The organism is Saccharopolyspora oryzae, assembly GCF_027853915.1.
GTDB lineage: Bacteria > Actinomycetota > Actinomycetes > Mycobacteriales > Pseudonocardiaceae > Saccharopolyspora > Saccharopolyspora oryzae.
In genome coordinates this window covers 15,569-28,680 of the sequence record NZ_JAQGLA010000084.1, presented here as the reverse complement: position 1 = coordinate 28,680, position 13,112 = coordinate 15,569, and the positions used below count along the sequence as shown (strand labels likewise).

The 13,112-nt window shown below is 70.0% G+C and carries 10 protein-coding genes; 5 read left to right on the top strand and 5 right to left on the bottom strand.

All coding sequences use genetic code 11. The features are described from left to right. A partial coding sequence (locus OU415_RS31740) for an ankyrin repeat domain-containing protein (protein ID WP_270953170.1) occupies positions 1-362 on the top strand: 362 nt, incomplete at its 5' end. A 105-nt stretch (positions 363-467) separates the two neighbouring features. Here OU415_RS31740 and coaE read toward each other — a convergent pair. After that, the gene (gene coaE, locus OU415_RS31735; protein ID WP_270953169.1) at positions 468-1,658 is read right to left on the bottom strand and encodes a dephospho-CoA kinase; all 1,191 of its coding nucleotides are present in this window, start codon (positions 1,656-1,658) and stop codon (positions 468-470) included. A 110-nt stretch (positions 1,659-1,768) separates the two neighbouring features. After that, positions 1,769-3,271 carry a 30S ribosomal protein S1 gene (gene rpsA / locus OU415_RS31730; protein WP_270953168.1) on the bottom strand — a complete coding sequence of 501 codons (1,503 nt, stop codon included), beginning with the start codon at positions 3,269-3,271 and terminating at the stop codon, positions 1,769-1,771. Between the two features lie 301 nt (positions 3,272-3,572). Between rpsA and OU415_RS31725 the strand changes: the two genes are divergently transcribed. From OU415_RS31725 to OU415_RS31710, 4 genes are all read left to right on the top strand, one after another. Continuing rightward, positions 3,573-4,433 (top strand): class I SAM-dependent methyltransferase, encoded by an 861-nt coding sequence (locus OU415_RS31725; RefSeq protein WP_270953167.1) that lies wholly within the window; start codon positions 3,573-3,575, stop codon positions 4,431-4,433. Positions 4,434-4,712: 279 nt separating this feature from the next. Next, complete coding sequence (locus OU415_RS31720; protein WP_270953165.1) at positions 4,713-5,663, top strand: GNAT family N-acetyltransferase; 951 nt, start codon at positions 4,713-4,715, stop codon at positions 5,661-5,663. Between the two features lie 16 nt (positions 5,664-5,679). Beyond that, on the top strand, positions 5,680-6,336 hold the full coding sequence (locus OU415_RS31715; protein ID WP_270953164.1) for a hypothetical protein: 657 nt from the start codon (positions 5,680-5,682) through the stop codon (positions 6,334-6,336). After that, entirely contained in the window at positions 6,329-8,350 is a 2,022-nt protein-coding gene (locus OU415_RS31710) for a YhgE/Pip domain-containing protein (RefSeq protein ID WP_270953163.1), read from the top strand. Before OU415_RS31715 ends, OU415_RS31710 begins: the two co-directional genes overlap by 8 nt. Positions 8,351-8,417: 67 nt before the next feature. Here the strand turns inward: OU415_RS31710 and OU415_RS31705 are convergent, their stop codons facing one another. From OU415_RS31705 to OU415_RS31695, 3 genes are all read right to left on the bottom strand, one after another. Beyond that, positions 8,418-9,851 (bottom strand): amino acid permease, encoded by a 1,434-nt coding sequence (locus OU415_RS31705; RefSeq protein ID WP_270953162.1) that lies wholly within the window; start codon positions 9,849-9,851, stop codon positions 8,418-8,420. A 5-nt stretch (positions 9,852-9,856) separates the two neighbouring features. After that, positions 9,857-11,092 (bottom strand): kynureninase, encoded by a 1,236-nt coding sequence (gene kynU / locus OU415_RS31700; protein WP_270953161.1) that lies wholly within the window; start codon positions 11,090-11,092, stop codon positions 9,857-9,859. A 609-nt stretch (positions 11,093-11,701) separates the two neighbouring features. After that, entirely contained in the window at positions 11,702-13,069 is a 1,368-nt protein-coding gene (locus OU415_RS31695) for a hypothetical protein (protein ID WP_270953160.1), read from the bottom strand. Between the last annotated feature and the right edge of the window lie 43 nt (positions 13,070-13,112).

The following is a 13,112-nucleotide window of genomic DNA, read 5'->3' as shown; positions in this document are numbered from 1 at the left end:
GGGTGACGGGCAGCGTCGGCATGCTGGAAGCCCTGCTCCCCGCCCACCCGGACTTCGCCCTGACCAACCGCTACGGCGGCACGGCGCTGATCCCGGCCGGAGAGCACGGCCACGTCGAGTACATCCGGGCAGCGGTGCGCACCGGGATCGACGTGAACCACGTGAACGACCTCGGCTGGACGGCCCTGCTGGAAGCGGTGGTCCTCGGCGACGGCAGCGAGCGCTACCAGCAGGCCGTGCGAACGCTGGTGGACGCAGGTGCCGACGTGCACATACGCGACCGCAACGGCGTCACCGCCCTCGAGCACGCGGAAAGCGACGGCTACACCGAGATCGCCGACATCCTCCGATCGGCTCCATGAACCGGGTGGGGGCGGGCATCCTCCCAGACCCCGCTCCCACCCGTACCAACCACGAGATGGGCGCCCCGAGTCCTCTGAGGACTCGGGGCGCCCAACGGTCTTGGATCACGGGGTCCAGCTGGTTTCTTCCGCCCAGGTCCAGGCTTTGGGGAGGGCTTCGGCGAACCAGGGTTCTTTGGCGTCCGCGTAGGCGTCGTGGTTCGGGTCGGTCGCGTGGGCTTCCGCGACTTCTCGCTTCAGGGCCAGGTAGTCGGCGCGGGCCTCTTCGTTCGCGCGCAGCCAGGCCGGGAACAGGAGGGCCACTCGCTGGCCCGGGGTTCCGTCCGCTCGGACGTGGAGGTTCACGTAGCGGGCCGGGTCCGCCGAGACGTGGATGCGCTTCTTCCAGAGCTCCGGGTCCGGTGCGAAGTCGTGCGGGGTGTCGCCGTCGATCTCCGGGATCTGCGGGAAACCCGCATCGGCGAGGGAATCGGCGAGCTCGTCGGCGTCCGCCAAGGACCGGACCGTGAGCTGGAGGTCGAGGATGTCCTTGGCGGGCAGGCCCGGGACCGAGGTCGAGCCGACGTGGTCGACGCGCACGGCCTTGTCCCCCGCAGCCCGCTCGACCCGGTCGATCAAGCAGCGGGCCTGGCGCGGCCAGTCCGGGTTCGGATCGACCAGCCGCGGTGCGCGCTTCGGCGGGCGGCGGCGCAGCCGCACGTTCTCCTCGAAGGGCACCAGGCGGTCCCGCCACAGCGCGTCGACCTGGGCGATGACCTCGTCGACGGGGCCGCTGTTGTCCAGCCACACGTCGGCGACCTCGCGCCGCTGCTCGGTGGTGGCCTGCGCGGCGATGCGCGCGCGGGCGTCCTGCTCGGTCAGCCCGCGACCCACCAGCCGCTGCACGCGCTCGTCCTCGGGCGCGTCGACGATGATCACGAGGTGGTAGTTCGGCGCGTAGCCGGCTTCCACCAGCAGCGGCACGTCGTGCACCACCACCGCGTCCTCGGGCGCCTGCGCCATCCGCTCGGCGGTCAGGGCGTGGATCTTGGGGTGCGTGATGGCGTTGAGGTCCGCTCGGGCCTGATCGCTGGCGAAGGCCTTGGCCGCCAGCGCGGGGCGGTTCAACGCGCCGTCGGCGTCCAGCACGTCCTCGCCGAACCGCTCGACGATCTCCGCCAGACCCGGGCTGCCCGGCTGCACGACCTCCCGGGCCAGCACGTCGGCGTCGACGAGCACCGCGCCGAGCTCCACCAACCGCCGGGCCACCGTCGACTTGCCCGACCCGATTCCACCGCTCAATCCCACCCGCAACACGTGGCCCATCTTGCCAGCCGACCCGCCTGGCCGGGACCACCCGGAACGAAAAGCGGCCCCGCACCTCGGAAGGTGCGGGGCCGCTGCGCTTCAGCCGTCAGGCGTCAAGCTCACGCACCGCCGGAGAGCTTCTCCCGCAGCGCAGCCAGCTGCGCGTCGCTGGCCAGCGAACCGCTGTCCTGCTCGTCGCTGGAGGCCGACGAGTAGTTGCCACCGCCGGTCGCCGACTCCTCGCCACCACCGGCAGCGGCGGCCGCAGCGGCCTCCGCGTCGGCCTGGCGGGCCTTGGCGATCTGCGCGATGTGCTTCTCGTAGCGGGTGTGCGCCTCGGCGTACTGGCGCTCCCACTCCTCGCGCTGGGTCTCGTAGCCCTCGGTCCACTCCTGGGTCTCCGGGTCGAAGCCCTCGGGGTAGATGTAGTTGCCCTCGTTGTCGTACTCGGCCGCCATCCCGTACTGGGTGGGGTCGAACTCCGAGTCCGGGCTGAAGCCCTCGTTGGCCTGCTTCAGCGACAGCGAGATGCGACGGCGCTCGAGGTCGATGTCGATGACCTTGATCATGACCTCGTCGCCGACCTGGACGACCTGCTCCGGGATCTCCACGTGGCGCTCGGCCAGCTCGGAGATGTGGACCAGGCCCTCGATGCCCTCGTCGACGCGGACGAACGCACCGAACGGAACCAGCTTGGTGACCTTGCCCGGCACGATCTGACCGATCGCGTGGGTGCGGGCGAACTGGCGCCACGGGTCTTCCTGGGTCGCCTTCAGCGACAGGGAGACGCGCTCGCGGTCCATGTCCACGTCAAGGACCTCGACGGTGACTTCCTGGCCGACCTCGACGACCTCGGACGGGTGGTCGATGTGCTTCCAGGACAGCTCCGAGACGTGCACCAGACCGTCAACGCCACCGAGGTCGACGAACGCACCGAAGTTGACGATGGAGGACACGACGCCCTTGCGGACCTGGCCCTTCTGCAGCTGGTTGAGGAACTCGCTGCGGACCTCGGACTGGGTCTGCTCCAGCCAGGCGCGACGGGACAGGACCACGTTGTTGCGGTTCTTGTCCAGCTCGATGATCTTGGCCTCGAGCTCGCGGCCCACGTAGGGCTGCAGGTCGCGGACGCGGCGCATCTCGACCAGGGACGCAGGCAGGAAGCCGCGCAGCCCGATGTCGAGGATGAGGCCGCCCTTGACGACCTCGATGACGGTGCCGCGCACGGGCTCGTCCTTCTCCTTGAGCTCCTCGATGGTGCCCCAGGCGCGCTCGTACTGCGCACGCTTCTTGGAGAGGATCAGCCGGCCTTCCTTGTCCTCCTTCTGGAGGACGAGGGCCTCGACGAAGTCGCCGACGGTGACGACCTCGGCGGGATCGACGTCGTGCTTGATCGACAGCTCGCGGGACGGGATGACGCCCTCGGTCTTGTAGCCGATGTCAAGCAGCACCTCGTCACGGTCGACCTTGACGATGGTGCCCTCAACAATGTCCCCATCGTTGAAGTACTTGATGGTCTGGTCGACGGCGGCGAGGAAGTCCTCCTCCGTCCCGACGTCGTTCACTGCGACCTGCGGCTTGGTGGCGGCTGCAGTCGGGACGGTGGTGGTGTCGGTGGACATCAGGTGGGTTGCTCCGGTACGGATAGTTTGGTCGCTGGTTCTGCGTTTCAGTGCGCTGCGGGCGTCCGACCCCAGGCCCAACCGGCGGCTGGACCACGAGCTCCGACTCCCCCGAAACCCCTCGCTCCACCGGGTGCGACCCGGCTCGGCGACGGCGACGGCGGAAGACCCACGGCGCGGGCGGTATCGTACGCGCTCTCTCGATCGCCAGGCAAACCGCGGTAGCCCCGACGAGCAGGCGGTGCCGGACGACCACAATGCTTCACGTCCGAGCAGTACCCACTATCGGCGGGGAGAACCCTTGACACGAGCCGACGACCCCGAGCACGCAGAAGTCCAGGGTAGCTCCGCGGAGCACACCTTGGGCACGGTAGGTGTGAGCAAGCGCACCGTCGGGGCGGTGGAGTCCCGGGCCGCGAACCGGCTCTGGTGGGACGCCGACGCCGACGACTACCACGCGGAGCACGGCGAGTTCCTCGGCGTGAGCGATTTCGTCTGGTGCCCCGAGCGGCTGCGCGAGGAGCACGCCGGGCTGCTCGGCGACGTGCGCGGCAAGCGGGTGCTGGAAGTCGGCTGCGGCGCGGCGTCCTGCTCGCGCTGGCTGGCCGACCAGGGCGCGCTGCCGGTCGGGCTGGACATCTCGGCGGGCATGCTGCGGCACGCCGTCGAGGGCGGGCGGCGGAGCGGGACCGACGTGCCGCTGGTCCAGGCCAGCGCGGACTGCTTGCCCTTCGCCACCGATTCGTTCGACCTGGCCTGCTCCGCGTTCGGCGGGGTGCCGTTCGTGGCCGACGTCGGCGCGGTGTTCCGCGAAGTCGCGCGGGTGGTCCGGCCCGGCGGCCGGTGGGTGTTCTCGGTGACGCACCCGATGCGCTGGATCTTCCCCGACGATCCGGGACCGACCGGACTGACCGTCACCCAGTCCTACTTCGACCGCACGCCGTACCTGGAGATCGACGGCAACGGCCGCGCGACCTACGTCGAGCACCACCGCACGCTCGGCGACTACGTCCGCGCGCTGTCGGGCGCCGGGCTGAACCTGGTCGACATGATCGAGCCGGAGTGGCCGGAAGGGCACACCGAGGTCTGGGGCCAGTGGAGCCCGCTGCGCGGCCGCTACTTCCCCGGCACGGCGATCTTCGTCTGCACTCTCGACGCCTGACGGAACCTCCCCGCGGCAATCTCCCGACAACGGTTCCGCGATTTCCACCCGCAACACCCGAAGATCGCCGGATATGTCCGGATATTCGTCCGCTCCGAGCATTCCGCCGCAAATTCCATTGAAATCGAATGTCCGATTTCAATGGAATTTGCGGCGGACTCGACGATCACCCGCGGAGCCAGGATGTGATCTCGACTGCGCGGACCGCGCTTCGCGCTGAAGGTTCTCGCGAGTCCTGGTTCGATGTGCCGCGAACCGTCCCCTCGTCGAGGAGCAGCCGTGGCGACTGCGCAAGAGCTACTGCGGACGCAGTGCGCCCGGTTCGCCGCGCTGGACCCCCAGCTGCCGGACGGTTACCCCGTGCCGCAAGGCGAGCCGCTGGTGGCGCGAACCGCCGGCGGGGACGCGGTCGCCGGGATCATCGCGCGGACGTCGAACCCGCCCGGCTCGGTGCAGAGCCTGTGGCAGCCCAGTTCCGTCTTCGAGCTGTTCCCGCTGATCGGCGAGCACTCCCGGGGAGGAATGGAAGCGCTGCTCGCGGCATGGCGGGAGTGGCTGGTCGCGAATCGCGCTCCGGAGCGCGATTCGACGTGCTTGGTGACGTGGCCGAGCCGGGACGTTCTCGCCGCAAAAGCATTGCTGGACGGCGGTTTCACCCCTTTGTCCTGTCTCGCTGTGCGCCCTCCCACTCCGCCGTGCGAATTTACGGAACTATCTGGTACCGTAACTGTACGTCGCGCCGGACCGGCCGACTTGGACGCCGTCGTCGAACTCACCCTCCTGGAGCTCGAATACGCCGCCCTGGTCGGTTCCTCGACGTACCGCCCCGACGCCCCGCAGCTGAAGCGGACCGCTGCCCACGTGCGACTGCACTCCAGCGATCCGGTCTGGCTCGCGGAACGGGGTGGCACTCCGGTCGCGGTGGCCGAGTGCGGCTGGGTCGACGCTGACCGGCCGTCTGCCGGCCACCGGCTCCGCCCCGGCACCTGGGCCTACGTCAACTGCGTGTCGGTTCGCGAGCAGGACCGCGGAACCGGCGTCGGCCAGCAGTTGATGACCGCGGTGCACGAGGAGTTCGTGCGCGCCGGAGTCATCGGCAGCTTCCTGTACTACAACCCGCCCAACCCGCTGTCCTCGGTGTTCTGGCCCCGACAGGGCTACCGACCGCTGTGGACCATGTGGGAGGTGCGCCCGGCCACCGCGTTGCGCGGGCCGGTGCACCAGCCGTGAGAGTCGAGGAGTCGGCTTGGAAATCGTCGCCACCGGCGTCGAGGTCAACGGAGCGCACGGACCCCTGCTGGGCCCCACCTCGCTGCGCGTGCGCAGCGGTCAAGCGCTGCTGGTGACCGGTGACCCGAACTCCGGGCGCACCGCACTCGCGCTGGTGCTGTCCGGTCGGCTGCGCCCCAGCAAGGGCACCGTCCGCTTGGACGGCGCGCTCGACCCCGGCGCACTGCGCAAGCAGGTCGCGGTCGTCGACGCGCCGGAGATAACCGAACCAGACGGCTCGATCGCCGTGCGCGACGTCATCGCCGAGGGCCTGACGCTCGCTGGCAAGTGGTCCACCCGGCGCAAGGTCCGCAGCTGGCTGTCGACGCGCGAGTACGACGCGGACGAGCGCTTCGAGAACCTCCCCGCTTTCGAGCGCACGAAACTGCTGATCGAGCTCGCCTGCGAACGCCGCGACACGAAAGCACTGGTCCTGGACTGCCCGGACCGCCACGGCAGCGAGCCGCTCGGCTGGTACGAGCTGGCCGTGCGCCAGGCCGAACGCGGCATGGCCGTGATCGCGCTCTGCTCCCCGCACTCGGCCGACAAGCTGGGCGTCACGCCCGCTCGCGTCGGCGCAGACAACCCCGAACTGTCCACATCGGATTTCACTGAAGGCCCTAGCGATGACTAGTCTCCGGCTCGCCGCAACCGAGTTGCGCCGGCTCACCTCCGGCAAGCTGCCCAAGCTGGCGCTGCTGGCGGTCACCCTGGTACCGCTGCTGTACGGCGCCATGTACATCTACGCGAACTGGGATCCCTACGGGAAGCTCGATTCGGTGCCCGCCGCGGTGGTCATCGACGACACCGGGGCGGACCGCGAGGACGGCACCCGGCTCGACGCGGGCCAGGACGTCTACCAGGAGCTGGTGGACTCCGGCACGTTCAACTGGTCGCGCACCGACGAGCTCAGCGCCCGGCAGGGCGTGTCCACCGGCGAGTACACCTTCGCCCTCGTGGTGCCGCGGGACTTCTCCGCGGCGCTGCTCTCCCCCAGCGACTTCGAGCCCCGCCAGGCCAAGCTGCAGCTGGTCACCAACGACGCGAACAACTACATCGTCGGCACCATCGCCGACAAGGTCGCCTCCGAGGTGAGCAAGGGCGTCGCCCGCAGCGCGGGCACCGAGGCGGCCAAGCAGTTCCTGCTCGGGTTCGCCACGGTGCACGACAAGACGCAGGAAGCCGCGGACGGCGCAGGCCAGCTCGCCGACGGTGCCGGGCAGCTCTACGACGGGCTCGGCCAGGCCCAGGAGGGCTCCGCGCAGCTGTCGGCCGGTGCGCACCAGCTGCTCGACGGCCAGCGCCAGCTCGCCAACGGAGCGACGCAGCTCGCCGACGGCACTGGTCAGCTGCGCGGTGGGCTGTCGCAGCTGCAGCAGAAGACCGCTCCGCTGCCGAGCCAGACCGCGAAGCTGGCCGACGGCGCCGAGCAGGTCGCCGCGGGCAACGAGCAGCTGGCCAGCAAGGCCGAATCGCTGGGCAGCGTGTCCCAGGACGTCGTGGACCACCTCGACGACGCCAAGAGCCGCATCGCCGACCAGCTGCGCAAGGCCGGGGTGGACGAGGACGTCATCGAGAAGGTGACCTCCGGGCTCGACGACCTCAACAGCCCGATCACCGATGCCAACGGCAAGGTGCAGGGCCAGGTCGGGCAGCTGCGCAAGCTGGCCGACGGTTCCCGCCAGGTGGCCGACGGCAACCGCCAGCTGGCCAACGCGATGCCCGCCCTGACCGACGGCATCGACCAGCTCGCGACCGGCGCGAACAAGCTCGACGACGGCGCCAAGCAGCTGCGCGACGGCGAGCAGCAGGCCGTCACCGGCACCAAGAAGCTCAGCGAGGGCGCCGACCAGCTGGCCGGCGGTGCCACCCAGCTGCACGACGGCTCGGGGCAGCTCAAGGACGGCTCCAGCACGCTGGCCACCGAGCTGGGCAAGGGCGTCAACGACATCCCCAACCCGGACGAGCCGACCCGCGACGCCACCGCGGACACCATCGGCGACCCGGTCGCCATCGACACCATGGCCCAGGTCAAGGCCGACACCTACGGTGCCGGGCTGGCCCCCTACTTCATGGGCCTGGCGCTGTGGGTCGGCGGTTTCGTGCTGTTCCTGCTGATGCGGCCGCTGTCCAGCCGCGCGCTGGCGGCCGGGGTCGCGCCGTGGCGCGTCGCGCTCGGCGGCTGGCTGCCGGCCGCGATCGTCGGCTTCGTGCAGGCGATCCTGCTGTACGTGGTCGTGGTCTACGCGGTGGGCGTGCAGCCGGCCAACCCGTGGCAGACGGTGGGCTTCCTGGTGCTGACCTCGTTCGCGTTCACCGCGATCGTGCACGCGCTCAACGCCGCGTTCGGCCCGAAGGGCAAGTTCATCGCGCTGGTCGTGCTGGTGCTGCAGCTGGTCACCGCGGGCGGCACGTTCCCGTGGCAGACCATCCCGGAACCGCTGCACCCGCTGCACCAGGTGCTCCCGCTGGGCTACGTGGTCTCCGGCCTGCGCCACCTGATCTACGGCGGCGACATGGCCTCGGTGGGCACCTCGGTGGCGGTGCTGGCGAGCTACCTCGTCGCAGCGCTGCTGCTCAGCACCATCGCCGCCTGGCGCCAGCAGGTGTGGACCCCGGCCCGCCTGAAGCCGGAGCTGTCGCTCTGATCGATATTCGACGAATCCGAAGAGACCCCGCTGCTCCCGTCGAGCAGCGGGGTCTCTTCTCGTGGAACTAAGGAGATTCGGACGTCGAGTCGCTGCTCAGCGTCCGGCGGCGCCGCGTGGTGGTCCCGTGCGCGGCGAGCAGAACAACGACGAATACCAGGCCCGTCGCAGCGGCTTTCTGCATGTCCGGGACGACGAACGCGGTCGCCACGACGCCGAGCAACCCTGCGATGCCGAGCCAAGCGGTGACCGAACCGCCCCACAACCGCAGGTAGCCGGGTTCGGCGGGCAGGTTCCCACGCCTCCGCCGGAACACGAGGTAGGTCGCCAGGATGATCGCCCAGACGATCAGCACCGCGAAGGTCGCCAGAGCCACCAGGAGCGTGAAGACGTTCCCGACATCGGTGGCGGCGAGCGTGGCGGCGATGAGCAGACCGGACGCGGACACCAGCAGTGCCCGGACCGGAACCCCCCGACGGCTCAGGACGGCCAGCGGAGCCGGCGCCGCCCCGTCATGCGCCAGCGAGTGCATGAGCCGACTGGCGCCGTAGAGGTTGGCGTTGGCCGCCGACAAGGCGGCTACCAGCACGATCACGTTGGTCACCGACGCCGCGGCCGGGACACCGAGGCTCGCGAAGACCCGCACGAACGGGCTCGACTCGACGTCGCCGTCCGACGATGCCACCTCCTGCCACGGCGAGAGGGTGACCACGAGGCCGACGGCCAGGACGTAGAACAGCGCGAGCCGCCACACCAGCGCCCGCGTCGACGTCCGGATCGAGCGGACCGGGTCGGGAGTTTCGGCGGCGGAGATCGACACCGTCTCGAAACCGACGAACGCGAACATCACCACCGCCAGGGCCACCCAGACCGAGGCAGGTCCCTGCGGGAGGAAGCCGCCGTGCTCGGTGAGGTGGCCGAAGCCGATGGCGGGCTGGTCCGGGACGCCGACGAAGACCAGGAGCGCCCCGGCGAGCAAGAACACGACCAGCGCGGTCACCTTGATGCCGGAGAGCCAGAACTCGGTGACGCCGAAGGCGCGGACGCTCACCAGGTTGATGATCACCAAGGCGCAGGCGAGCACGACGATCGTCGCGGCCAGCGGTAATTGGGGCCACCAGAAGCGGAGGTAGAGCGCCGCCGCCATGACCTCACCGCCGATGGCGATCACCGCACCGGCCCAGTACGACCACCGCGCGACGAACCCCGCCCAGGGACCCAAGTACTGCCGGGCGATCGCGCCGAACGAGCCGCGGATCGGGTGCACCGCGGTCATCTCCCCGAGCGCGGTGGCGATGACGGCGATCAGCAGCGCACCCAGCAAGTACGACACGATGACCGCGGGACCGGCCGTGGAGATCGCCGATGCGGACCCGAGGAACAGCCCGGTGCCCAGGGCGGAACCGAGACCGATCATCGTCATCTGCCGGTGGGAGAGGGACCGCACCAGCCCGTCGCGCGTCGTGTTCTCGGTGGTCTCGAACGCGTGCTGCGCTGACATGACGATCACCGCTCGCTTCGTTCATCGACGAGCTCGGTGAGCACCGAGAGTCCTCGGTGGAGTTCGGCGAAGCTGGTGCTCAGCGGTGCGAGTCCGATGCGGATGCCGTCCGGGGTGCGGAAGTCGGGAATCACTCCGCGCTCCCAGAGCGGTGCGATGAACTCGCCGAAGTCGTGGCGGCGCAGGGTGATGTGGCTGCCACGGCGCTTCGGGTCGCGGGGTGATAGCAACTCCACACCCCGGTCGACCAGTTCCGCCTCGGCCAGTTCGACGGCGAACCCGGTCAACTGCTCCGACTTGGCGCGGACGGCGTCGATGCCCGCCTGTTCCAGCAGGTCCAGGCCGGTGATCAGGGGCAGCATCGCCAGGATCGGTGGTGTTCCGCTGAGCATGCCGCGCACCCCGGGTGCGGCCTCGTAGCCGGGGCCCATGGCGAAGGGATCGCGGTGGCCGATCCAGCCGCGGATGGGTTGGCGCACCGCGTCGTGATGGCGCTGGTTGACGTAGCCGAATGCCGGGGAACCGGGGCCGCCGTTGAGGTATTTGTAGGTGCAGCCGACGGCGAAGTCGGCGTTCCACTCGTCGAGCCGGACCGGCACCGAGCCCACCGTGTGGCTCAGGTCCCACAGCACCAGGGCCCCCGCCTCGTGAGCGATCCGAGTGATGGCCTCGGCATCGACCAGATACCCGGAGCGGTAGTTGACGTGGCTCAACACCACCAGCGCGGTGTCCGGACCGACCGCGTCGGCGACCTGCTCGACGGTGGCACCCGCGGCCGGCTCGGTGGCGAGCCACCGCAGTTCGAGACCGCATTCCTGGGCGATGCCGTCCATGACGTAGCGGTCGGTGGGAAAATCGTTGACGTCCAGGACGATCTCACCGCGGCCGGGCCGTGCCGAGACCGCGGCGCGCGCGAGCTTGTAGAGCAGCACCGACGTGGAATCGGCCACCACGACCTGCCCGGCGGCGGCACCCAGCGCGACCTGCCCCAGCCGGTCGCCCACCACTTGCGGCCAGTCGAGCCACTCCTCTCCCCACCCCCGGATCAGCCGATGTCCCCACTCCTGGCGGATGAACCGGTCCATCCGCTCGGCGGTGGCCACAGCGGGCCGGCCCAGCGAGTTGCCGTCGAGGTACGCCACGACGTCGGAACCATCGGGAACCAGGAAACGATCCCGGAACCCGCGCAACGGATCCGATTCGTCGAGGGCGGCTGCCTTCTCCTGAAAGTCGTCGAGCATGCGATCCCTTTCGCTTTCCGTTGAGGGGATGGGGTGTGACGCCGTTCGGGCCGCTACAGCGCCCCGGGGTCCTCACGCCCCCAGACCCGGGCAATGCACAGCACACAGCGGAGCGCGCTCCGGCAGCGGTGCGTTCACGGGCCGTACCCGCGAGCCGGTCACGCACTCGATTGGGAAGAAGAGGTCAACGAGCCCGGCGAAGTTCAGCAACCCACCCGGAAGGTCGATCCCCGGCTGCAACGCCCGCAGGTCTGCGCGGGGCCATCAGCTCGGTCGCGGGATTCCAGATGAGTTGATCTGCCATCGCAAGCCCCGTTCCGATAACAGTGCTCGGCACGAACATGTCGCCACATTAACGGCCGTAATGAGAACACGATTTCCATAGGAGGACAAGGCTTCCTCTTCGGCAAGCCTGGCCACGTCACGCGATGTCCGGATCGCACGAATCCACCGATTGGCCCGGAAATGCCAGCAACCTTGTGCCAACTGACAGGATTGTGTTCTCCTATCGACAGTTACGTAGGCGACATAAACCATGCACTGGAGTGCGACTCGGAGGACGGCGCGGTTTCGCTCTGAGGACTGTCCCGGGACGGGGCGGTGGGCTCGCTAGCCCGCCGCCCCGTCCTGCTTCGGCCAGAGCACCGGGTCGGGCCGTTCGCCCCACTTGCGGCCGCCGGCGAGGTAGATCTGCCGGGTGCAGAGCCGGTCCCGCAGCGACACCAGGACGCAGAACTCGTAGGCGATGCGCTCGACGCGCCCTTCCCGGTCCACGACCGCGGCCAGCCACTCCGGCGGTACGACGTCCTCCAGTGGGGCGTCGTCGTCGGGCTCGTAGAACCTCCCGCGGCTCCAGCAGGCGGTGTAGTCGCCGACCAGCTCGCCGAGCGCGGCCATCACCGGCCAGGAGTCGGCATCCCGGCTGCCGAACTCCAAGCTCTCCAGCAGCAACCGGAACACCTGCTGGTAGCAGGCCGAGTACGTGCCCCGGAGCACCGTTCGCTTGCGCTTGGTGGACGCGGCGGCGCGGGCTTCGATGTCGCGCATGAGCTGCTCCAGCAGCTGCTCACCAGCGACCGGGAACAGCGCGGCGCGCACGGTGTCATCGGGGTGCTCGACAGCGGCTTGGACCAGTTTGAGCAGCAGCACGTCCCGCGCCGCGCCGGGCAGCGACACGTCGTCGGCGGCATGTCCGAGCCGGTGCTCCGCGCGGGCCCGGATCTGGTGGAGGAGGCCGACCAGGGCGTGCCCGAGCAGGTCGGTGATCTCCGCGCGGCGCACCTCGCACAGCGCACTCGCCAGCGTCACCCGGAACGGCCGCGACAAGGCCCGCAGCTCGAAGGGCCGCGCCCCTGCCGCCCGGGCGCTCCACGCGGCCACCAGTTGCGGCGGGAGGCCCTCGAAGACGTCGGCCGGGAGGCCCAGCCGGCGGAGGGCGGTCAGCTTCTCGATCTCGGCCAGCAGCGCCCGCAGCCAGACCTGATCGGCCGAACCCGCGGCCAGATCGGTCGGCAGTCCCAACGCTTGCAACGACATGATGTCGTCCAGTTCGCGGACCAACGAGCGCAGGTCGATCGGGCGCACTTCGGGGCGCAGCTCCTCGAGCAGCCAGCCGATTCCGGCCGACTCCGCGAGCAGGACCTCCAGCGGACCCGCCGCATCGCCGAGCCGGTCCTCGACCCGCTCGCACAGCCCCAGCTCGAAGTCCTGCAACGCGCGTTCCGCCGCGCAGCGGGCCTGGTCCCGTCCGGGGACCTGGACGCCCTCGCCGCGGCAGTACGTGATCAGCGCGGTGGCGAGCTGCTCGCGGCCGTGGCCCGGCCGGGCCGACTCCGAGGCCAGCCAGGCCAGCCACTGCCGTTCGTCCCCCACGTCCACCGGGCAGTCGAACGACTCGACGAGCTGCCCCTCCACCGAGGGGAAACCGTCACGGGTGGACTCCGAGGCGGTGAAACCCACGTCCCTGGCCCCCGACACGCTGCACGCACGTTCTCCGACCTGCCGCACGCTATCGGTGCAC

What these genes read in the sequence shown, in the direction of transcription:
- rpsA (WP_270953168.1), bottom strand. Translation starts at nt 3,271, where the DNA reads ATGTCCACCGACACCACCACCGTCCCGACTGCAGCCGCCACCAAGCCG.
- OU415_RS31710 (WP_270953163.1), top strand. Translation starts at nt 6,329, where the DNA reads ATGACTAGTCTCCGGCTCGCCGCAACCGAGTTGCGCCGGCTCACCTCC.
- OU415_RS31705 (WP_270953162.1), bottom strand. Translation starts at nt 9,851, where the DNA reads ATGTCAGCGCAGCACGCGTTCGAGACCACCGAGAACACGACGCGCGAC.
- kynU (WP_270953161.1), bottom strand. Translation starts at nt 11,092, where the DNA reads ATGCTCGACGACTTTCAGGAGAAGGCAGCCGCCCTCGACGAATCGGAT.